The following is a 22,491-nucleotide window of genomic DNA, read 5'->3' on the forward strand; positions in this document are numbered from 1 at the left end:
AAAAGGAGAGCATCGGCTCTCCTTCTCTATATAAACAACCTGATCTAACCGTTTTAAAGGCCCAAGGCGTATTTCAATACTTGAGCTTTAATCGGCCCAGAGTTCTCTGCTAACTTTAGTGCAGCATTGCGGACAAACTTTAACGGGCCAATGTCATTACTGAAGGTTTTATAGAAGAAGTCCATTCCACTCTGCATCATTAAGTTGTCACTTCTTCTCATCACTTCATAGCGTCTTGCTACAGATTGATTCAATTCGCCTTTTTCATTGGTGACATCCAATAGTACTGAAACATCTTTAAAGCCCAAGTTGACGCCCTGCCCTGCTAAAGGGTTAATCGTATGCGCTGAATCACCGACTAAAATGCAATTATTCTTCGAGTATGATTGAGCATGACGTCGTGTCAGAGGAAAAGATCCAGAATTCAATACCTTGATATCACCTAGCTCTTTAGGAAAGTTAGCAAGTACTTCATTTCGCAACTTTTCAGGGGTCATCGATGATAATTGCTTAATGCGAGATGGGGAGTCATACCAGACCAACGATCCCTGCCCGACTTCTTGACCGTCCGAGGTTAGAGAACATAATGGCAAAAATGAACGAGGACCACTTGGTAGGAATTGCTGCCAAGTAATATCTTGTTGAGGCTGCTCGGTTTCGACATTGATAAGCATGCAGTGCTGTCGGTAATCCCAAGCCGTAATGCCAATTCCAGATTGCTGACGAACGGCTGAATTCGCGCCATCAGCACCAACCACCCACTTCGCTGATAACTCAGCTCCTGATTGAAGCTTAACGATATTGGTTTCACCAAAATCAATCTCATCCAGCTTTTCTGGGCATAACAGTTCGAGATTGTCGTAGGCATCAAATTGCGACCATAATCCTAGTTGAATGAGCCTATTCTCAACGATATAGCCTAGGCGAGGCAGATCCAGTGATTCTGCATCAAATCGAGTACGACACTCAGGATGCTCCCACGTTTCTAAACGCTTGTAAGAACACACGCGCATCGCTGCAATACTTTGCCACGCGCCAAGATCTTCAAGTAAATCGACCGATGCTTGAGAAATCGCAGACACACGAATGTCCATCGCTTGTGACTCATCAAAAACTTGTGGGGCAAAACCTTCGATCACCGCAACACTCAGCCCTTGCTTTGCAAAGCCGATCGCTGTTGCTGCGCCAACCATGCCGCCACCGACGACCACAATATCGTAACTGTTCATATTTTGTACTTATCAGTTTGATTCTTTGACTGTTTTTGATTGTACTTTTTCATAACTAACTTGTAACCAAAAACCTTATTCGAAAAAAGGGTTATCCCTTATGGTATATGGCATTAACAATAATAAAAACCACTACATAAGAGATTTGTTCAGACTACTAGTCAGTCGGTTTTGAAACCAGTACAATACGCCGCTTGCCGCTAGAGCCAGTCATAAAATTGAATACCTAATTATGACAAACAATGCTGGCGGATGAATAATGGGCGATTTGCTCCCTTAAATTAAACTAACGATCGAGCGAACATATAATGAGTAAGAAACTGCTAATTAAAACTTGGGGCTGTCAGATGAATGAATACGATTCATCAAAAATGGCCGACCTGCTTAACGCTGCAAATGGCTACGAGCTAACTGAAGTACCTGAGGAAGCAGACGTACTACTATTGAATACTTGTTCTATCCGCGAAAAAGCGCAAGAAAAAGTATTCCACCAGCTTGGTCGTTGGAAAACGCTTAAAGATAAAAAAGAAGGTGTAGTGATCGGTGTGGGTGGCTGTGTAGCAACTCAGGAAGGCGACCACATTCGTCAACGTGCACCATACGTAGACGTTATCTTTGGCCCACAAACATTACACCGTCTGCCAGAGATGATTAAGTCATCACTGTCTAACGAAAAGCCAGTAATGGATATCTCATTCCCAGAGATCGAAAAATTCGATAACCTGCCGGAACCTAAAGCAGACGGCGCAACGGCGTACGTTTCTATCATGGAAGGTTGTTCTAAGTACTGTACTTACTGTGTTGTACCATATACTCGTGGTGAAGAAGTTAGCCGTCCAATGGATGATGTACTCTACGAAGTTGCACAGCTGGCAGAGCAAGGCGTACGTGAAGTAAACCTACTAGGCCAAAACGTAAACGCATTCCGTGGTCCTACTTATGAAGGCGACATCTGCACATTTGCAGAGCTCCTTCGCCTAGTTGCGTCTATCGATGGTATCGACCGTATTCGTTTCACGACAAGCCACCCGCTTGAATTTGGTGATGACATCATTGAAGTTTACAAAGATACGCCAGAGCTAGTGAGCTTCTTACACTTACCTGTACAAAGTGGTAGTGACCGTATTCTTACGATGATGAAACGTCCGCATACGGCAATCGAATACAAGTCTATTATCCGAAAACTGCGTAAAGCTCGTCCTGATATTCAAATCAGCTCTGACTTTATTGTTGGTTTCCCTGGTGAATCTAAGCAAGACTTCCAAGATACAATGAAGCTAATTAAAGAAGTTGATTTCGATATGAGCTTCAGTTTTGTTTTCTCTCCTCGTCCAGGTACACCTGCCGCAGATTACCCGTGTGATGTTCCAGCACAAGAGAAGAAAGATCGCCTGTGGGAACTGCAACAGACAGTAAACACACAAGCTATGCGTTTCTCTCGCCTAATGCTAGGCACAGAGCAGCGTATCCTTGTTGAAGGTCCATCAAGAAAGAATCTAATGGAGCTTCGTGGTCGTACTGAAAACAGCCGTGTTGTGAACTTCGAAGGTTCTGCTGATCTTATCGGTCAATTCGTAGATGTTAAAATCACCGAGGTTTACACCAACTCACTACGTGGTGAGCTAGTTCGCACAGAAAAAGACATGGGTCTACGCGTTGTAATGACTCCAGCAGAAATGATGGAAAAAACAAAACGTGAAGACGAGCTAGGTGTAGCAACATTTACGCCATAGCTAATACAACTGTTTGAGCACAAAGCGCAACCACAAAGCTTGAAATTACCTAACTAAGTGACCATCTTAGAAATAGGGACATCACCATCAGAAGCCCGGTCTAAATCGGGCTTCTTGCTCTTTTTTTTTTATTTAAGAGAGAATGGTACAAAATGAGAGGTTAATTTGAGCAATAAAATCGTTACCTTAGAGATAAATCTAGAGCCAGCAGACAACAAGCGCTTGGCAAGTTTATGCGGACCATTTGACGACAACATCAAGCACCTTGAACGTCGTCTGGGTGTTGAGATTAATTACCGTAGCAACTTTTTCACTATTGTCGGTAAGCCTCACACAACTGCCGCAACTTTAGACATTATCAAACACCTCTATGTTGAAACGGCTCCAGTTAAAGGCAACATAATCGATATCGAACCAGAGCAAGTGCATCTGGCGGTCACCGAGTCTGGCATTTTGGAGCAACACGTCGAGTCTGAAATCGACTACGGCAAAGAAGTGACCATTAAGACTAAAAAAGGCGTAATCAAACCACGCACACCAAATCAAGCTCAATACCTAATGAACATGGTTACTCATGACATCACCTTTGGTATTGGACCTGCTGGTACTGGTAAAACATACTTAGCTGTTGCGGCTGCGGTTGATGCACTTGAACGCCAAGAGGTTCGCCGAATTCTACTGACTCGTCCTGCTGTTGAAGCAGGTGAGAAGCTTGGTTTCCTGCCGGGTGATTTAAGCCAAAAAGTGGACCCGTATTTGCGTCCACTTTACGATGCACTTTTTGAGATGCTTGGCTTCGAGCGTGTTGAGAAACTGATTGAGCGTAACGTTATTGAAGTTGCACCTCTGGCTTACATGCGTGGTCGTACACTGAATGATGCATTTATCATTCTTGATGAGAGCCAAAACACCACGGTAGAACAGATGAAGATGTTCTTAACCCGTATCGGCTTTAACTCACGTGCGGTGATCACGGGTGATATCACGCAAATCGATTTACCCCGTGGAGCTAAGTCAGGTCTACGTCATGCAACTGAAGTGCTCAGTGAAGTGGATGACATTAGCTTTAACTTCTTCATATCGGAGGACGTCGTTCGCCATCCTGTCGTTGCTCGTATCGTAAATGCGTACGAGAAGTGGGAAGCGAAAGACCAGAAAGAACGCAAAGAGTTTGAAAAGCGTAAACGTGAAGAGCGTGAAGCCAAACTTCTTGAAGCTCAGCAAGCCGTTACGACACAATTAGCAACACAAAATAGCTCTGTAATTGCAGAGCAAGGTGATAAATAGATGTCTATTGAACTAGACCTGCAATTAGCGGTCGAAAATGAGCAAGGTCTTCCAACCGAGCAAGATATTCAGCTTTGGTTGGACAAGACAATTCCTCAGTTTCAAGAGAATGCCGAGCTCACCGTTCGTATTGTTGATACAGAAGAGAGCCACCAGCTCAATCATGACTACCGTGGAAAAGATAAGCCAACTAACGTGTTGTCTTTCCCATTTGAAGCACCACCAGGAATGGAATTAGATCTACTGGGTGACCTCATTATCTGCCGCCAAGTTGTCGAAAAAGAAGCAGAAGAGCAAAGTAAGCCTCTGCTAGCACACTGGGCTCATATGGTTGTACATGGCAGTCTGCATCTGCTAGGTTATGATCATATCGAAGATGATGAAGCTGAAGAGATGGAGTCACTCGAGACAGAAATCATGCAAACTATGGGGTTTGAAGACCCGTATATTCTAGAAAAGTAAATTGATTCTAGTAAAGTAGGTTGCAGAGAAACAATAACTCATCGAACCTGTGGTTTTCGCAGGAATCTGAGTTGTAACGTGTGCTATCACACTTCTGATAGCGTTATTTTTTGAGAAATCATGAACGAAGGTAACCCCCCCACTTCTGAGGGAAGTAAAAAATCTGAAGGTCCGAGTAGAAAGTCCTTCTTTGAACGCCTAGGCCAACTATTTCAAGGTGAAGTAAAAGATCGCCAAGAGCTCGTAGATGTAATCCGCGACTCAGAAATTAATGACCTAATTGACCACGACACGCGCGACATGCTCGAGGGTGTTATGGAAATTTCAGAGATGCGAGTGCGCGATATCATGCTGCCTCGCTCTCAAATGGTTACAGTTGAACGCACCGATGACTTAGATACATTGATTGCGCTTATTACTGATGCTCAACACTCTCGCTACCCAGTGATCAGTGAAGATAAAGACCATGTTGAAGGCATTCTATTAGCGAAGGACCTACTTAAGTATTTGGGTTCAGAAAGTGCCCCATTTGATATCGAACAAGTGATTCGCCCTGTCGTGGTTGTTCCTGAAAGTAAGCGAGTTGATCGCCTGCTCAAGGAGTTCCAAGAAGAGCGTTACCACATGTCTATCGTTGTCGATGAGTTTGGTGGTGTTTCAGGCCTGGTAACCATTGAAGATATCCTCGAAGAAATCGTTGGTGAAATTGAAGACGAATTCGACGATGAAGAAGAAGTAGATATTCGTAAGCTGAGTAAGCATACCTTCGCTGTTAAAGCTTTAACCACTATTGAAGAGTTCAACGATACGTTTAACACTTCTTTCAGTGATGATGAAGTCGATACTGTGGGTGGTATGGTAATGACAGCGCTCGGTCATCTGCCTGTTCGTGGCGAAATTGTAGAAATCGGAAACTACCATTTCAAAATAACGTCCGCAGATAATCGTCGTGTGATTCAGCTACAGGTAACCATTCCTGACGAGCAACCTCTTCCAACTATCGAAGAATAACAACTTCTCTCTAAAGAGATGACAGAAATTAGATGACTAATACCTTTATTCATCGCCTATTACGGCCGCTTGCGGCCGTTTTTGTTGGCGCTATAACTACCCTTTCATTCGCTCCATATTCAATATGGCCTCTTGCCATTCTCAGCCCAGCTTTGTTACTGCTACTGATCCAAAACCGCTCTCCTAAAAGTGCGCTTTGGATTGGTTACGCTTGGGGCTTAGGCCAGTTCACGACTGGCATTAGCTGGGTATACGTCAGTATTGATGGCTTTGGCGGAATGCCATTGGCCGCCAATTTATTCTTAATGGCATTGCTTGTTGGTTATCTTGCGGTCTACTCCGGTCTATTTACTTGGAGTTTAAACAAATTCTTTCCGAGCAATAACCTAAGCCGATTTTTTCTTGCTGCCCCTGCACTATGGTTAATCTGTGATTGGCTACGCGGCTGGGTAATGACTGGCTTCCCGTGGTTATGGCTAGGCTACAGCCAAATTGACTCTCCACTAGGTTCATTCGCACCGGTTGGTGGTGTCGAGCTTGTGACGCTAACGATTATTGTGTCTGCTTCTGCACTCGCTTATACGGTCATAAATAAGGCGTGGAGTGTCAGCATCATCCCTGCAATTGTCTTTAGTGCAGGTTTCGGTATTCGAAATATCGATTGGGTGACACCAAATCCAGAGAAAACAACTTCAGTAGTATTGATTCAAGGCAACGTCGACCAAGACAGTAAATGGCTCCCAAGCCATCGCTGGCCGACTATGATGAAGTACACAGACCTGAGCAGAGAAAATTGGGATGCTGATATCATCATCTGGCCTGAAGCGGCTATTCCAGCATTCGAAGTTGAGATTCCATCTTTCCTACGTAACTTAGATAGCGCAGCGAAAATGAACAACAGCTCAATCATTACTGGCGTGCTGAATCAGTCTGAAGATAAAAAGTACTACAACAGTGTTCTTTCTCTAGGCGTAAACCCATACGGTGAGTACAACTACGACCCAAACGAACGCTACCATAAACATCACTTGTTACCATTTGGCGAGTTTGTGCCGTTTGAAGATATCCTACGCCCGTTAGCACCGTTCTTTAATTTGCCGATGTCATCATTCAGCCGTGGCGGTTTCGTTCAGCCAAACATCGTTGCAAATGGTCGTCACCTCGCACCAGCGCTCTGCTATGAGATCATCTTTAATGATCAAGTTAGACAAAACGTGACCGATGAAACTGACTTTATTCTAACGCTCTCTAACGATGCGTGGTTCGGCCGTTCAATTGGACCATTGCAACATATGGAAATCGCACAGATGCGAGCTCTGGAGCTTGGTAAGCCAGTTATTCGCTCGACCAACAATGGTGTAACTGCAGTAACCGATTACAAAGGCAACATCATCAAACAAATACCTCAGTTTGAAACGGCAGTATTAAAAGCTGAGCTCATTTCAACGGATGGTCAAACGCCTTATCACGTAGTTGGTACTTGGCCGTTGTATATCTGGGCAATGCTGAGTTTAATTGCAGGTTGGATTATGAGAAGACCAAAAACTGATGCGTGATGCGTGATGCGTGGAAAATTCTAAGGTTGACGTGAGAGCGTCAACCTTTTGTTTGTGGTGCTTAAACGATTTGGAAGAGAACGGGTTAAGGTTTTAATGCCTTGCGACTAAACCCTGTCGAACCACACTTAATACACGGAATAATCGTCGTTGGATGGTTGTACTCGGTTTGATGCCCACATTCATCACAGACGAGCGTCCCGAGTCCGATAACCTCATCCGCTTGATACAAGCCTTGGTGTTCTAAGTCTTGGAACAGTTCAACCCATTCCACCTTAGTACGATCAGTGATATCCAAGAGCCCTTGCCAAATAGAATCTGTGATCATCAAATAAAATGGACCACCTTTGCTCTCTTCATAGCTTTCGGAAAACTCTTTCAAATCCGATTTTACATAGGCCGAGATCAATGATAACTCGTCTTTGGTCATGTCATTGGCTGCTTTCGCATACTTGCCTGACGTTTCGATTTTGTTATTAAGCTCTTCAGGACTATGCTTCAGCGTTTCTATCACCTCTTCGACGACTTCTTCATAGAGTGCTTTTTTCTTCGGCATAACGACCTCCTTAAGATGACCAAGCTTTATCTTAGTAAACAGGTCTGCGGTTAAGCTGCCCGCTCCTAACAAACAAATGCAATTCATACCTTTAAGTATAGCTGTCCTAAGTAATTCGGCTGAATTTACACAATCAACCACGCTGCAACTGCAAGTATGAAGAGTATAACTATTGTTGTACTAAGCTCCTTTAGGTATTCTATGACGATCTGTAAGATTCTGTTCTAACCGAACTCACAAATTCCAAGATAACCGGATACCATCGATGCAAGAACAATATAACCCGCAAGAGATTGAACAAAAGGTTCAACAACACTGGGATGACAGCGAGACTTTCGTTGTAAGTGAAGACCCAAATAAAGAAAAATTCTACTGTCTTTCTATGTTCCCGTACCCAAGTGGCCGACTGCATATGGGTCACGTGCGTAACTACACCATCGGTGATGTGGTATCTCGTTTCCAACGTCTACAAGGCAAAAACGTAATGCAGCCAATCGGTTGGGATGCATTCGGCCTACCTGCAGAAAATGCAGCTGTAAAAAACAACACAGCACCTGCACCATGGACTTACGAAAACATCGAATACATGAAAAACCAGCTTAAACTTTTAGGCTTTGGTTACGACTGGAAACGTGAATTCGCAACGTGTACGCCTGAGTACTACCGTTGGGAGCAAGAGTTCTTCACTAAACTTTACGAACAAGGCCTAGTTTACAAGAAGACTTCTTCTGTTAACTGGTGTCCAAACGACCAAACTGTACTAGCGAACGAGCAAGTAGAAGACGGTTGCTGCTGGCGTTGTGACACTCCAGTAGAACAAAAGAAGATCCCACAGTGGTTCATTAAGATCACTGAATACGCTCAAGAGCTACTCGACGATCTAGACAACCTTGAAGGTTGGCCTGAAATGGTTAAGACCATGCAGCGCAACTGGATCGGTCGCTCTGAAGGTGTTGAACTATCTTTCGCTGTTAACGGTGAAGAAGCGCCGCTAGAAGTGTACACAACACGTCCAGACACACTAATGGGTGTTTCTTACGTTGGTATCGCTGCAGGTCACCCTCTTGCAGAGAAAGCATCACAGAACAACCCTGAGCTTGCAGCATTCGTTGATGAATGTCGTAACACGAAAGTGGCTGAAGCAGAACTTGCAACGATGGAAAAGAAAGGTATGGATACTGGCTTAACGGCTATCCACCCTCTTAACGGCCGTGTTGTTCCTGTTTACGTAGCTAACTTCGTTCTTATGGATTACGGCACAGGTGCGGTAATGGCGGTTCCTGCTCACGACCAACGTGACTACGAATTCGCAACTAAGTACGGCATCGATATCATCCCAGTAATCAAACCTGAAGACGGTTCTGAACTAGATGTGTCTGAAGTGGCTTACACTGAGAAAGGTGTACTGTTCGATTCTGGTGAATTCGATGGTCTTGCATTCCAAGAAGCATTCGATGCAATCGCTGCGAAGCTTGAAGCTGAAGGCAAAGGTAAGAAAACAGTAAACTTCCGTCTACGTGACTGGGGTGTGTCCCGTCAGCGTTACTGGGGTGCTCCAATCCCAATGGTAACCACTGAAGATGGTGAAGTTCACCCAGTACCAGCAGACCAACTGCCAGTAATTCTTCCAGAAGACGTGGTAATGGATGGCGTTACTAGCCCAATCAAAGCTGACAAATCTTGGGCTGAAACCACATTCAATGGTGAACCTGCACTACGTGAGACTGACACGTTCGATACGTTCATGGAGTCTTCATGGTACTACGCACGTTACTGTTCACCACAAGCTGACGACATTCTAGATCCAGAGAAAGCAAACTACTGGTTGCCAGTTGACCAATACGTTGGTGGTATTGAGCACGCATGTATGCACTTGCTTTACTCTCGTTTCTTCCACAAACTTCTTCGTGATGCGGGTTACGTGACATCTGATGAACCGTTCAAGCAGCTTCTATGTCAAGGCATGGTTCTAGCTGACGCATTCTATCACACCAACGAGAAAGGCACGAAAGAGTGGATTGCTCCAACTGACGTGACTATCGACCGTGACGCGAAAGGTCGCATTGAAAAAGCTGTCGACAACCAAGGCCGCGACGTTGAGCACTCAGGCATGATTAAAATGTCTAAGTCTAAGAACAACGGTATCGACCCACAAGAGATGGTAGACAAGTACGGTGCTGATACAGTACGTCTATTCATGATGTTTGCATCGCCTGCAGACATGACGCTTGAATGGCAAGAGTCTGGCGTTGAAGGGGCAAACCGCTTCCTTAAGCGTGTTTGGAAACTGGTTCACGCTCACTCTGCTAAGGGTACAGCTGAAGCTGTTGATGCTTCTGCGCTATCTGGTGATCAGAAAGCACTTCGTCGTGATATCCACAAGACTATCGCGAAAGTAACGGACGATATTGGCCGTCGCCAAACATTCAACACTGCCATCGCTGCGATCATGGAACTGATGAACAAGCTAGCGAAAGCACCTCAAGAGTCTGTACAAGATCGTGCAATTCTTGATGAAGCGCTAAAAGCAGTGGTTCGCATGCTTTACCCAATGACTCCCCACATCTCTTACGAAATGTGGATTGCACTTGGTGAATCAAACGTAGACTCAGCAACATGGCCAACTTTCGATGAGAAAGCGCTAGTTGAAGACGAGAAGACTATCGTTGTAATGATCAACGGTAAGCTGCGTGCGAAACTAACAGTTGCTGCCGACGCGACAGAAGAGCAAGTTCGTGAGCTTGGTCTAAACGATGAGAACGCTAAGAAGTTCCTAGATGGCTTAACGATTCGTAAAGTTATCTTCGTACCTGGCAAGCTTCTGAACATCGTAGCTAATTAATATTAGTTAACTAACATTGGCTAACTAACTAGTTGCAGATTAAAGCGAACTATCTTTAGTCTGCACATATAACTACTGAAGCGAACTTATTTTGTTTTCAGTAGTCTTTAGACAGGGTGCAACATTGCCCTGTCTACTTATTTAAGTGCTTTAGACCCAGAGCCTTACGATTCGAAAGCTCTAAAGCCTTTAAATAAGTATTCTACCTTCATGAGAGCCATCAAATAATGCGCCTGATTTCACTATCTTCATTGAAAGTTACTATTGTTGTTTTAACCGTTAGCCTGCTAAGTGCCTGTGGTTTCCACTTACGTGGTGACTATTCTGTACCAGAAGAACTCAACAAGATCTCTGTGACCAGTTACGACCAATACAGCACGTTTACGCGTATGATGAAAGGTCAGCTACGTATGAATGATGTAGAAATCGTATCGCCTACAGAAAACACCCCTAATTTGCATATTATTAGCGAAAGCGTTAGTGAGCGAACTCTGTCCCTATACCAGAATACTCGTGCAGCAGAAAAAGAGCTGACACTCAACGCATCATACCGCGTCACGATTCCTGAATTAGGCTCAAAGACATTCTCAACGAGCGTAACCCGTAGCTACCTAGACAATCCGTTAACCGCATTAGCAAAATCGGTTGAACGAGACATGATTGAAGATGAAATGCGTAAGCTTGCGACAAGCCAGATCCTTCGTCAGATGGCTCGATTGAAAGCGAACATTGCAGCAGGTAGCATGGATCTACAAGCTCTAGAAAACGTTCAAGTAAAAGAGCTAGAAAAGCAGTACAACATCAAGAACATCGAAATTGAAGAAATCGAAATAGAACCAAGTTCTACGGAAACGGCAGAGCCCGTTGAATCAGCTGAGCAATAGGTCTATTTAATGCGCATTTTTGCCGACCGATTACCAGAGCAACTGGCTAAACAGCTAAGTAATGTTTACCTCATTTTCGGTAACGAGCCTCTGCTGTTACAAGAGAGCCGAGAAGCGATTCAAAAAGTTGCAAAACAGCAAGGCTTTGATGAACGTCACCGCTTTGCTATTGATAACAGTCTGGACTGGAATCAAGTCTATGACTGTACTCAAGCATTAAGCCTGTTCTCTAGCCGTCAAATCATCGAACTTGAACTGCCAGAGTCCGGAGTCAATGCTGCGATAGCCAAAGAGCTACTGGCAATCTCAGATCATATCCACAGCGATATTCTGTTGGTCTTGATTGGTACGAAGCTAACCAAGGCTCAAGAAAGTGCTAAATGGTTTAAAGCACTGTCTAATCAGGGCCACTGGGTCAGTTGCCTAACGCCAGATGTCAGCCGCTTACCTCAGTTTGTCCAAGCGCGCTGCCGTCAAATCGGCTTATCTCCAGACCCTGAAGCGATTCAAATGCTGGCACAGTGGCACGAGGGTAACCTATTTGCTCTCACTCAAAGCCTAGAAAAGCTAGCGCTCCAATACCCTGACGGAAAACTGACCCTAGTACGCTTAGAAGAATCACTAAGCCGCCACAACCACTTTACTCCATTCCACTGGAGTGATGCGTTACTGGCTGGAAAAGGTAATCGTGCACAACGGATTCTAAGACAACTGGAAGCTGAAGGTGTAGAGCCAGTCATTTTACTGCGTAGCATACAACGTGAACTTGCCTTGCTATTACAAATGCAGCAACAAATGAAACAGATGCCAATTAGTCAGGTCTTCGAAAAGCACCGTATCTGGCAATCTAAAAAGCCTCTTTATAACGCCGCGCTAACAAGAGTTTCAATGACTCAATTACACTCTCTGTTTGCGTTGCTTACTCAAGCCGAATTGATGACAAAAACTCAATATGAACAGTCGCCTTGGCCACTAATTCATCAGTTAAGCGTAGAGTTTTGTATCCCTTCAGCTTCAATCCCATTTCACGCATAAAAGCGTGGTATATTCTAGGGTCAACAGCCCCTAAAAAGCTAAATTCAGATTAAAGGAACACCCCGTGTTACGTGAAGAACTAAAAGATTTTCTTGCAGACAAAGCCGACGACATGAAAGCAGAATCGATTGTGACTATCGATGTGGAAGGCAAATCAAGTGTTACTGATTACATGATCGTTTGTACTGGTACCTCTAAGCGCCATGTTGCTTCTATCGCACAACATGTTGCTGATGAAGTACGCAAAGCAGGCATGCAGCCACTGGGTATGGACGGCCAACAAGAAGGTGAATGGGTTGTTCTAGATATGGGAACAAGCATGCTTCACGTTATGCAAGAAGAACATCGCGAACTGTACCAACTAGAAAAACTTTGGGGCTAAGCTTTGAAGATCCAGTTAATCGCAGTTGGTACAAAAATGCCAAAATGGGTTGAAGAAGGTTTTAAAGAATATAAACGCCGCTTCCCTCATGACATGCCATTAGAACTCATTGAAATCTCCGCGGGTAAACGCGGTAAAAATGCTGATATTGCACGTATTCTTCAAAAAGAAGGCGAAGCAATGTTAGCAGCAGTTCCAAAAGGTAACCGCATTGTCACGCTTGATATCCCAGGTAAAAAATGGGATACACCACAACTGGCAGAGCAATTGGAAAGTTGGAAGTTGGATGGACGCGACGTTTCTATCCTTATTGGTGGGCCTGAAGGATTAGCTCCTGCATGTAAAGCGGCTGCAGACCAAAGTTGGTCTCTATCTGCGCTTACCCTCCCTCACCCATTAGTACGCGTTATCATGGCTGAAAGCTTGTATCGAGCTTGGAGCATCACTGCTAACCACCCTTATCATCGAGAATAAGCGTTAATGTTACGTAAACGTAGCCAAATCCGTGATTACAAAGCAGAAGCACGACTATTTACTAGTCGTGCTTTTGTTGCGTTTGCGGGGATCATAGTCATGATGTCGATGTTGGTTGTTAACCTGTACAACATTCAGGTCAATCAATACCAAGACTATAAAACCCGTTCAAACGACAACCGTATCAAGGTCGTTCCAATCGCGCCAAACCGCGGTTTAATTTACGATCGTAACGGAGTACTTCTTGCCGAAAACCGCCCTGTTTTCAACCTAGAAATTACACCAGAAAAAATCAAAGACATGGATGATACGCTCATCCGTCTACAAGAATTAATCGAGGTCCCACCAGAGCGTATTGAACGATTTAACCGTGACCGCCGTAACTCACGACGCTTCAAGTCAGTACCTATTCTTAATCAGCTTACCGAAGAACAGGTTGCTGTCTTCTCTGTAAACCAACATAAGTTCCCGGGCGTTGAAGTCACAGGTACGTTAAAACGTTTCTATCCTTATGGTGATGTGCTAACTCACGTGATTGGCTACGTATCGCGCATCAACGACCGTGATATGCAGCGCTTAGTACGAGAAGAAAAAGACGCCAATTACCAAGCAACACGTGACATCGGTAAACTTGGCATTGAGCGCTACTACGAAGACATGCTGCACGGCACCGCTGGTTATCAAGAAGTTGAAGTAAACAGCCGTGGACGAGTCATTCGCACACTAAAATTTGTACCTTCGGTTCCGGGTAAAGATATCGTGCTCAATTTAGATATCAAGCTGCAACTATACGTACATAAGCTACTTGATGGCCGCCGTGGCTCTGCCGTAGTCCTGGACCCGAAAGACAATGGCGTGTTAGCCATGGTGTCCAGTCCAAGCTACGATCCTAATGCGTTTGTACATGGTATCTCTTCTAAAGGTTATAACGCTCTACTACAAAATAAAGATAGACCTTTGGTTAACCGTGCCACATTGGGTATTTATCCACCAGCTTCAACGATCAAACCGTTTATTGCCGTTGCTGCTCTACAAGAAAGTGTGATTACACCGAATACAACGCGTAATGATCCAGGCTATTGGAAAATACCTAACTCCAAAACCAAACCGTTTCGCGACTGGTTACGTTGGGGGCACGGTGTTGTTGATATAGAGAAAGCGATTGAAGAATCGGTTGATACTTTCTTCTACCAAATTTCCTTTGATCTGGGCATCGACCGTTTGTCTAAATGGATGATGCTATTTGGCTTTGGTGACTATACAGGCATTGATATTTACGAAGAAAGTAAAGCCAACATGCCAACTCGTGAATGGAAAATGGCAAGACACCGTGTGCCTTGGTATCAAGGTGACACCATCCCTGTAGGTATCGGACAAGGCTATTGGACAGCGACACCAATGCAGATCGCAAAAGCCACATCTGTATTGGTCAACGAAGGTGAAGTGACAGCGCCTCACCTATTACGTGCAACGATCGATAATGGTCAACCATTCGATGAACAAACGGTCTCTGAGATCGAAACTTATCCTCCAATCACTGGTGTTAAGCAGAAATACTGGGATATCGCGCAAGAAGGCATGAGACTGGTAAACCACGGTAAGAAAGGTACTGCAAGACGTTCATTCCAAAAGATGTCTTACCAAACCGCTGGTAAATCAGGAACTGCGCAAGTATTCGGTCTCAAAGAAGACGAAGAATACAACGCTGACGAAATCGCAGAGCATTTACGCGATCACGCACTCTTTACTGGTTATGCTCCTTTTGAAGACCCAGAAGCGGTTGTGACTATCGTATTAGAAAACGCAGGTGGTGGCTCATCAAATGGCGGCCCTGTCGTTAGAAAAATACTAGACCATATTATTCTCTCTGAAGAAGATGAAAGTAAGGCAACAAAATAATGAAACTTGATCCTTCTACTGGACGAAATAGAGCCTTGTTTGAAAGGCTCCATATCGACCTACCCTTACTGCTCGGTATTCTAGTGTTGATGGGCTTTGCCTTATTGATCATGTACAGCGCCAGCGGACAAAGCCTTGCGATGATGGATCGCCAAGCAATGCGTATGGTGCTGTCTTTAGGTGTCATGATCTTCTTAGCGCAACTTTCGCCTCGTACCTACGAAACCTTGGCCCCGCTGTTATTTGCAGGCGGTGTCATCTTACTCTTGGGCGTGTTGTTCTTTGGTGAGGCCTCTAAAGGAGCTCAGCGCTGGTTAAATTTCGGTTTTGTTCGATTCCAACCCTCTGAACTATTAAAACTTGCGGTACCTTTGATGTTGGCCCGATTTATCGGTAAACGATCACTTCCGCCAACCTTTCAAACATTAGCAATCTCGCTCGTGATGGTGTTTGTACCTACTATTTTAATCGCGAAGCAACCTGACTTAGGTACATCCATCCTTATCGCCGCATCAGGTATCTTCGTGATATTCCTGGCTGGTATAAGCTGGAAAATCATTGCCAGTGCCGCAATAGCGTTAGGGGCATTTATCCCAATATTATGGTTCTTCTTGATGCGTGAATATCAAAAAGTACGAGTAAGAACCCTTTTTGATCCTGAATCAGACCCATTAGGTGCGGGCTACCACATCATTCAAAGTAAGATTGCGATAGGTTCTGGTGGTGTATCAGGAAAAGGTTGGTTGCAAGGCACTCAATCCCAACTGGAATTCATTCCAGAGCGCCACACTGACTTCATCTTTGCAGTCATTGCCGAAGAATGGGGCATGATTGGTATTTTATTCTTGCTTGCTATCTACCTATTCATTATTGGACGTGGTTTAGTGCTCGCGAGCCAAGCTCAAACGGCATTTGGTCGAATGATGGGTGGTAGTATTGTATTGAGCTTTTTCGTTTATATTTTTGTAAACATTGGCATGGTAAGCGGTATTCTGCCCGTGGTTGGTGTTCCTCTTCCTCTCGTCAGTTATGGCGGCACTTCAATGGTGACCCTTATGGCTGGTTTTGGTATTTTAATGTCGATCCATACACACAGAAAAGCATTCTCAAAGGCGACCTAATCGATGTCTATTACAATATTTCAAAGAAAAGCATCTTTGGTTGATGAGCTGCCAATAAAAAAAATAGCCTCTACCTTAGGCTTAGCGATTTTAATCAATGGCTGTTCATCACAAAAGCCAACCGGTCGCTACGATATTGATTCAGATCTTGCACCAGATGCACCAATATCAGTGGAGCATCTAGAGGATGCTCACCCTCAATATGAACCTTATAGTTTGGGCGGAAACACTAACTACACACTGCGTGGTGAAGACTACAAGATCGTAAAAAAAACCGAAGGTTTTACCGAGAAAGGAAAAGCGTCTTGGTACGGTAAGAAATTTCATGGCCATTTAACGTCTAATGGCGAGATCTATGACATGTATTCGATGTCTGCAGCTCACAAAACATTGCCAATTCCAAGCTATGTAAAAGTGACCAATACCGACAATAACAAAACGACGATTGTTCGTATCAATGACCGAGGTCCATTCCATGAAGGCCGAATCATTGACCTTAGTTATGCGGCGGCTTACAAGCTCGATGTTTTGAGAACGGGCACGGCAAATGTTGAGATTGAAGTCATCACGATTGCCATGCCAACCGACGCAAATAAAAAGGCGGCTTTACCGCAATTTATTATTCAAGTGGCCACATCGCCTCATGAAGATAGAACGGAGAAGTTAGCCAAAGATTTAGGCGAAAAGCTAGCAGTAGCAACGTTTTTGCAGCCAAATGATGACAACTACCGATTGATGCTTGGGCCATTTCATGACTATGCGCTGACTCAAGAGAAATTGGAACAAGTTAAGCTAATGGGTTACCCGTCAGCTTATATAAAGAAACACACGCTAACCCGCTAATTAATCTAACAGTAACTTCTGGTAATCAGCGCTCTGGTGTGACAGAGTGATTCTGTTAATATATGAATAGTTCACCAAATAATTGCATTCAAAATGATTAAATCTAATAAACTTGTTAAATCGATTTTTGCTACTTCTGTTGCTCTTTCTGCAACGATAGCTACATCGTCATTCGCCGCTCCTATTGTTGTTCCTGATGCTCCTCAAATCGCCGCTAAGGGTTTTGTTCTGATGGATTACCATTCAGGCAAAGTACTAGCAGAGAAAGAGATGAATACTCAGCTTTCTCCAGCAAGTTTAACCAAGATGATGACAAGCTACGTGATCGGCCAAGAGCTAGATCGTGGCAACATCAATCTGACCGATGACGTTGTTATCAGTGAAAATGCTTGGGCTAAAAACTTCCCTGATTCTTCAAAGATGTTCGTGGAAGTGGGCACAACGGTTAAAGTTGAAGAGCTGAACCGTGGCATCATCATTCAATCAGGTAACGATGCATGTGTTGCTATGGCTGAACACATCGCTGGGTCTGAAGATGCATTTGTTGATCTAATGAACGCCTGGGCAAGCTCTATCGGCATGAAAGACACGCACTTTGCTAATGTGCACGGTCTAGATAACCCGAATCTATACTCTACACCTTACGATATGGCTCTACTTGGTCAGGCATTGATTCGCGACGTTCCTGATGAATACCGTATCTACTCACAGAAAAAATTCACTTACAACGGCATCACCCAGTACAACCGTAATGGTCTGTTATGGGATAAGAGCATGAACGTTGATGGCATCAAAACGGGTCACACGAGCAATGCTGGCTACAGCCTAGTAAGTTCAGCGACAGAAGGCAAAATGCGCCTAGTTGCGGTTGTGATGGGAACTAAAAATGCTAATGCTCGTAAAACAGAAAGCAAAAAGCTATTAAGCTACGGTTTCCGTTTCTTCGAAACAGTGGCACCACACACAGCGGGTGAAACCTTCGTAGAAGAGAAGATCTGGATGGGTAGCAAGGATACAGTTGCACTAGGTGTCGACGAAGATACTTTCGTTACTCTACCTCGTGGCCAAGCTAAGAACCTAAAGGCAAGCTTCGTTCTTGAAAAGGAACTAGAAGCACCAATTAGCAAAGGCGATGTTGTAGGTAAACTATTCTACCAAGTTGATGGTGAAGACGTTGCTGAATACCCACTACTTGCACTTGAAGATGTAGACCAAGGCAGCTTATTTAGCCGTCTATGGGACTACTTAGTATTACTGTTTAAGGGTTTATTCTAAACCAGTCAAAGCTTTGCTCTAAGCAATACACAAGCTCAGTGCAAAGCTAACTCAATGAGTAAGTTCATTATTTACTCATTGACGAACTAAAAGCCGCTATGTGCGGCTTTTGTTGATCTTGAGTTCAGCGATATTTACACGTAATATTCCGCCCTATTACTCGTGTCTGTTGACCGAACACGCTTTTTATCGACATTTCGCCAATTTGCGAGAGTCTAGCCTTTTGGAGCTAATCATGAACATCAATTCTGATGCAAAACTAAAAGATCTCTTAGAGTTCCCTTGTTCATTCACTTACAAAGTAATGGGCTATGCTAAGCCAGAACTTACTGAGCTAGTGCTAGAAGTGATCCAGCGTCATGCTCCTGGTGACTACAGCCCAACACTAAAACCGAGTGCGAAAGGAAACTACCACTCTGTTTCAATCAATATTACTGCGACTTCTATTGAACAAGTAGAAACGCTATACAAAGAGCTGGGCGACATCGAAATCGTTCGTATGGTTCTGTAATCTCCAATTACACATGAAAAACAGCGGCTTATTGCCGCTGTTTTTGTTTGAAGCACCCTATTGGACTCAAAATCATTCAACTTAATTTTCAATAAATACAAAGAAAGTTGAAAAACCTTGCAGTCCGTCTGTAGTTAGAATCATGTTTCGCGTTTATAATGCGTTCACTTTATTAATCCTTGAGGGAGTGCAGCTTTGCAAAATAAGCTAATCGTAAAAAAATTAGGCCGTCAGGATTACGAACCTGTGTGGAAAGCCATGCATAAGTTCACAGACGAACGCACAGAAGAAGACGTAGACCAAGTTTGGTTGGTTGAACACAACCCTGTCTTCACTCAAGGACAAGCAGGCAAATCCGAGCATGTATTAAATGCTGGTGATATCCCTGTCATTCAAAGCGATCGCGGTGGCCAAGTGACTTATCACGGCCCAGGTCAGTTAGTCGCTTACTTTTTGATTAACATCCGCCGCAAAAAATTCGGAGTACGTGATTTGGTGACTCATATTGAGAACCTCGTAATCAACACTCTGAAAGCTTACAATATAAATTCAACTGCCCGACCTGACGCTCCTGGTGTCTATGTCGATGGCAAGAAAATTTGTTCACTCGGATTACGTATTCGACGTGGCTGCTCGTTCCACGGGCTAGCACTCAACGTCGATATGGATTTGTCTCCATTCCTACGTATTAACCCATGCGGTTATCAAGGTATGGAAATGGCACAAGTAAGCCAACTCGGCGGACCAAGTGAGTTAGAAAGCGTTGAGCAACAGTTAATACAAGAGCTCGTAGAGCTACTCGGCTATGACCAAGTAGACATTCAAGCCACCAGTAACATTACAGCAGAAGCATAAAATCATGAGCAAACCAATCCAAATGGAAAAAGGCGTTAAATATCGTGACGCTGACAAAATGGCATTAATTCCCGTAAAGAATATGCCTGCTGAACAGAAAGAAGTTCTACGTAAACCTGCATGGATGAAGATTAAACTTCCTTCAGACAGCCATCGTATTCAAGAAATCAAATCAGCAATGCGCAAAAACAACCTGCACTCAGTTTGTGAAGAAGCGTCTTGCCCTAACCTAGCCGAGTGCTTTAACCACGGCACGGCAACGTTTATGATTCTTGGCGCTATCTGTACTCGTCGCTGCCCGTTTTGTGATGTTGCCCATGGTCGTCCTGTAGCTCCTGAAGCAGAAGAGCCGAAGAAACTGGCTAAGACAATCAAAGACATGAAACTGAAGTACGTAGTAATCACTTCAGTTGACCGTGATGACTTGCGTGACGGCGGTGCTCAGCACTTTGCTGACTGTAACCGTGAAATTCGCGAACAAAATCCAAATATTCGTATCGAAACACTGGTTCCTGACTTCCGCGGTCGTATGGATGTGGCACTTGATCTAATGAAAAACAACCCGCCAGATGTTTTCAACCACAACCTAGAGACAGCACCACGCCTATACCGTAAAGCGCGTCCAGGTGCGAACTACAAGTGGTCTCTTGATCTGTTGAGAAAATTCAAAGAGCAGCACCCAAACATCCCAACTAAATCAGGTGTGATGATGGGTCTTGGTGAGACGAAAGAAGAGATCGTTCAAGTACTGAAAGACCTTCGTGAGCATGGTGTCACTATGCTGACACTTGGCCAATACCTAGCGCCAAGCCGTCACCACTTACCAGTAGAACGCTACGTGCCGCCTTCTGAGTTCGATGAACTGAAAGAGATTGCTCTAGAACTAGGCTTCACTCACGCAGCTTGTGGCCCGTTTGTACGTTCTTCTTACCATGCAGACTTGCAAGCTCAAGGTATGGAAATTAAGTAACCACATTGCTTAAGCCAAAATTAAAAAGGCGCTGAACTGTATGTTCAGCGCCTTTTTTCTATCGTTCAAAACAAGCTTGTTCAATACAAAAACAACAAAGCCACTCATTAAGAGTGGCCTGAACTGCAAGTTAATCATCTAGATGCTAAATGGTCTACTAACCAAATGAAGCCCAGATAACTGTTGCCACCAAGATTGGGCACACGAACTTCACATACATTGGCCACACTTTACCAAACCAACCAAGCTGAAAGTCAGGGCAGCCATGTTCAAGCTCTTTCACTTTTGAAGCTCGACTCCACACCCAGCCACCAAACAGGCAGAACATCAGTGCTGCGACCGGTTGAAGGTATTGAGTCGCTATCATCGCAACCATGCCAAACATCGCGGCAAAGTTGTAAACAATGACCACACTGAACAATGCGATAGCACCACCAATCACCCAGCTTGTTGGCGTTCGTCTTGTATTGAAACGCTCACTCACTAGCGCTACAGGCCCTTCCAACATCGAAATTGAAGAAGTAAGGGCAGCAATCGTCAGCAACAAGAAGAAGACAATTGCGAAGATCTGACCAAGTACGCCTAAGCTATCAAACATCAAAGGCAGAACCGTAAATACCAGCGTGTCAGAGCTCAATAGTGAACCATCTTCAGCATAGATTTGTACGCCCTTCTGCATCGCAACAAACATTGCGGGCATAACCACTAAACCAGCAATAAAAGCGACAGCAGTATCAACCAAGGTTACGTTCATCGCCATTTTTGGTAGGTTCTCTTTCTTGCTTAAGTAAGAACCGTAAACCAACATAGAGCAACCACCAATGGTTAGCGAGAAGAAGCCTTGTCCCATTGCCGCTAGAATGAGTTTTCTATCCCACACTTTCTCAAAGTCTGGAACCAAGTAATGTTTTAGGCCTTCCATCGCTCCAGATTGCGTCATGATGTAAACAAACAATAAGCCAAATAAAACAAATAGTGCAGGCATCAAACGAGTCGACCACTTCTCGATACCTTGCTTAACACCACCCTGTACAATAAGAATTGTCAGTACATAAAATGCGACCGTACCAAATACATTGCGCTCAACACTGAAGCCTTTAAACCAATCAGCAACAGCTTCTAGACCGACAAGATCAGCGACTGCACCAATTAGGAAGCAAATCAACCAACCGCCGACAATACTATAAAAGGCTAACACGGCACTTGGAACACTTAGGCCAATCCAACCGACAAATTCACCGACTTTTTTACCTAACGGATTTGTCGTCAACGAGCGCATACTATCGACAGGGTTCGCTTGACCATGACGGCCAATCGCCATCTCAACCACCAGCATCGGGAAAGCAACCACGAAAATCATGATTAGGTAAACAAGCAGAAAAGCGCCACCGCCGTTACTGGCAACTTGAGTTGGGAAACCCCAAATATTACCTAAGCCAACAGCTGCACCCGCCGCTGCTAAAATAAAACCCAAACGAGAGCTAAAGTGCTCTCTTGAAGAGGAAGATTGTTGGTCCATATTGCCCGCATCAAAAATCAGTGAACTAGTTGAGAAGTACAGTAATC

The 22,491-nt window shown here is 44.3% G+C and carries 20 protein-coding genes; 17 read left to right on the plus strand and 3 right to left on the minus strand.

The features are described from left to right. Positions 1-53 precede the first annotated feature (53 nt). Positions 54-1,229: a 2-octaprenyl-3-methyl-6-methoxy-1,4-benzoquinol hydroxylase gene (locus BCU75_RS12555; protein ID WP_102474041.1), complete on the minus strand. Its 1,176-nt coding sequence runs from the start codon at positions 1,227-1,229 to the stop codon at positions 54-56. 308 nt (positions 1,230-1,537) lie between these two features. Between BCU75_RS12555 and miaB the strand changes: the two genes are divergently transcribed. The 5 genes from miaB to lnt all read left to right on the plus strand — a co-directional run bounded on the left by miaB (position 1,538) and on the right by lnt (position 7,278). After that, entirely contained in the window at positions 1,538-2,962 is a 1,425-nt protein-coding gene (gene miaB, locus BCU75_RS12560; RefSeq protein WP_004735256.1) for a tRNA (N6-isopentenyl adenosine(37)-C2)-methylthiotransferase MiaB, read from the plus strand. Between the two features lie 165 nt (positions 2,963-3,127). Continuing rightward, positions 3,128-4,249 carry a PhoH family protein gene (locus tag BCU75_RS12565; RefSeq protein WP_102474042.1) on the plus strand — a complete coding sequence of 374 codons (1,122 nt, stop codon included), beginning with the start codon at positions 3,128-3,130 and terminating at the stop codon, positions 4,247-4,249. Then, positions 4,250-4,711, plus strand: a complete 462-nt coding sequence (gene ybeY, locus BCU75_RS12570; RefSeq protein WP_076677963.1) for an rRNA maturation RNase YbeY — start codon at positions 4,250-4,252, stop codon at positions 4,709-4,711. Positions 4,712-4,831: 120 nt separating this feature from the next. Next, entirely contained in the window at positions 4,832-5,722 is an 891-nt protein-coding gene (gene corC, locus BCU75_RS12575) for a CNNM family magnesium/cobalt transport protein CorC (RefSeq protein WP_102474043.1), read from the plus strand. Positions 5,723-5,754: 32 nt separating this feature from the next. After that, positions 5,755-7,278, plus strand: coding sequence for an apolipoprotein N-acyltransferase (lnt, locus tag BCU75_RS12580; protein ID WP_102474044.1), 1,524 nt, complete (start codon positions 5,755-5,757; stop codon positions 7,276-7,278). A gap of 85 nt (positions 7,279-7,363) precedes the next feature. Here the strand turns inward: lnt and BCU75_RS12585 are convergent, their stop codons facing one another. Beyond that, positions 7,364-7,834 carry a zinc ribbon-containing protein gene (locus BCU75_RS12585; RefSeq protein WP_017104427.1) on the minus strand — a complete coding sequence of 157 codons (471 nt, stop codon included), beginning with the start codon at positions 7,832-7,834 and terminating at the stop codon, positions 7,364-7,366. A 265-nt stretch (positions 7,835-8,099) separates the two neighbouring features. Between BCU75_RS12585 and leuS the strand changes: the two genes are divergently transcribed. The 12 genes from leuS to lipA all read left to right on the plus strand — a co-directional run bounded on the left by leuS (position 8,100) and on the right by lipA (position 20,925). Next, positions 8,100-10,676, plus strand: coding sequence for a leucine--tRNA ligase (gene leuS / locus BCU75_RS12590; protein ID WP_102474045.1), 2,577 nt, complete (start codon positions 8,100-8,102; stop codon positions 10,674-10,676). Positions 10,677-10,903: 227 nt separating this feature from the next. After that, on the plus strand, positions 10,904-11,560 hold the full coding sequence (gene lptE, locus BCU75_RS12595) for an LPS assembly lipoprotein LptE (protein ID WP_102474046.1): 657 nt from the start codon (positions 10,904-10,906) through the stop codon (positions 11,558-11,560). A 9-nt stretch (positions 11,561-11,569) separates the two neighbouring features. After that, positions 11,570-12,595 carry a DNA polymerase III subunit delta gene (gene holA, locus BCU75_RS12600; protein ID WP_102474047.1) on the plus strand — a complete coding sequence of 342 codons (1,026 nt, stop codon included), beginning with the start codon at positions 11,570-11,572 and terminating at the stop codon, positions 12,593-12,595. Between the two features lie 64 nt (positions 12,596-12,659). Beyond that, entirely contained in the window at positions 12,660-12,977 is a 318-nt protein-coding gene (rsfS, locus tag BCU75_RS12605) for a ribosome silencing factor (protein WP_004735247.1), read from the plus strand. Positions 12,978-12,980: 3 nt separating this feature from the next. Beyond that, a complete protein-coding gene (gene rlmH / locus BCU75_RS12610; RefSeq protein WP_102474048.1) occupies positions 12,981-13,451 on the plus strand; it encodes a 23S rRNA (pseudouridine(1915)-N(3))-methyltransferase RlmH in 471 nt (156 codons plus the stop codon). Positions 13,452-13,457: 6 nt separating this feature from the next. Then, entirely contained in the window at positions 13,458-15,350 is a 1,893-nt protein-coding gene (mrdA, locus tag BCU75_RS12615) for a penicillin-binding protein 2 (protein WP_102474049.1), read from the plus strand. After that, a complete protein-coding gene (rodA, locus tag BCU75_RS12620; protein WP_004735244.1) occupies positions 15,350-16,471 on the plus strand; it encodes a rod shape-determining protein RodA in 1,122 nt (373 codons plus the stop codon). The genes mrdA and rodA overlap by 1 nt, the downstream gene beginning before the upstream one ends. A gap of 3 nt (positions 16,472-16,474) precedes the next feature. Next, on the plus strand, positions 16,475-17,314 hold the full coding sequence (locus BCU75_RS12625) for a septal ring lytic transglycosylase RlpA family protein (RefSeq protein ID WP_102474050.1): 840 nt from the start codon (positions 16,475-16,477) through the stop codon (positions 17,312-17,314). Between the two features lie 93 nt (positions 17,315-17,407). Next, complete coding sequence (locus BCU75_RS12630; RefSeq protein ID WP_198593422.1) at positions 17,408-18,589, plus strand: serine hydrolase; 1,182 nt, start codon at positions 17,408-17,410, stop codon at positions 18,587-18,589. Between the two features lie 232 nt (positions 18,590-18,821). Then, entirely contained in the window at positions 18,822-19,100 is a 279-nt protein-coding gene (gene ybeD, locus BCU75_RS12635; protein ID WP_029223455.1) for a DUF493 family protein YbeD, read from the plus strand. 195 nt (positions 19,101-19,295) lie between these two features. Further along, positions 19,296-19,955, plus strand: a complete 660-nt coding sequence (gene lipB / locus BCU75_RS12640; RefSeq protein ID WP_102474051.1) for a lipoyl(octanoyl) transferase LipB — start codon at positions 19,296-19,298, stop codon at positions 19,953-19,955. A 4-nt stretch (positions 19,956-19,959) separates the two neighbouring features. Beyond that, positions 19,960-20,925, plus strand: a complete 966-nt coding sequence (gene lipA / locus BCU75_RS12645) for a lipoyl synthase (protein WP_102464195.1) — start codon at positions 19,960-19,962, stop codon at positions 20,923-20,925. Positions 20,926-21,082: 157 nt separating this feature from the next. On the opposite strand, the gene BCU75_RS12650 is transcribed toward lipA, so the two are convergent. Beyond that, positions 21,083-22,444: a sodium-dependent transporter gene (locus tag BCU75_RS12650; RefSeq protein ID WP_102474052.1), complete on the minus strand. Its 1,362-nt coding sequence runs from the start codon at positions 22,442-22,444 to the stop codon at positions 21,083-21,085. Positions 22,445-22,491: the final 47 nt, after the last annotated feature.

The organism is Vibrio splendidus, assembly GCF_002873455.1.
Taxonomy (GTDB): Bacteria; Pseudomonadota; Gammaproteobacteria; order Enterobacterales; family Vibrionaceae; genus Vibrio; species Vibrio splendidus_J.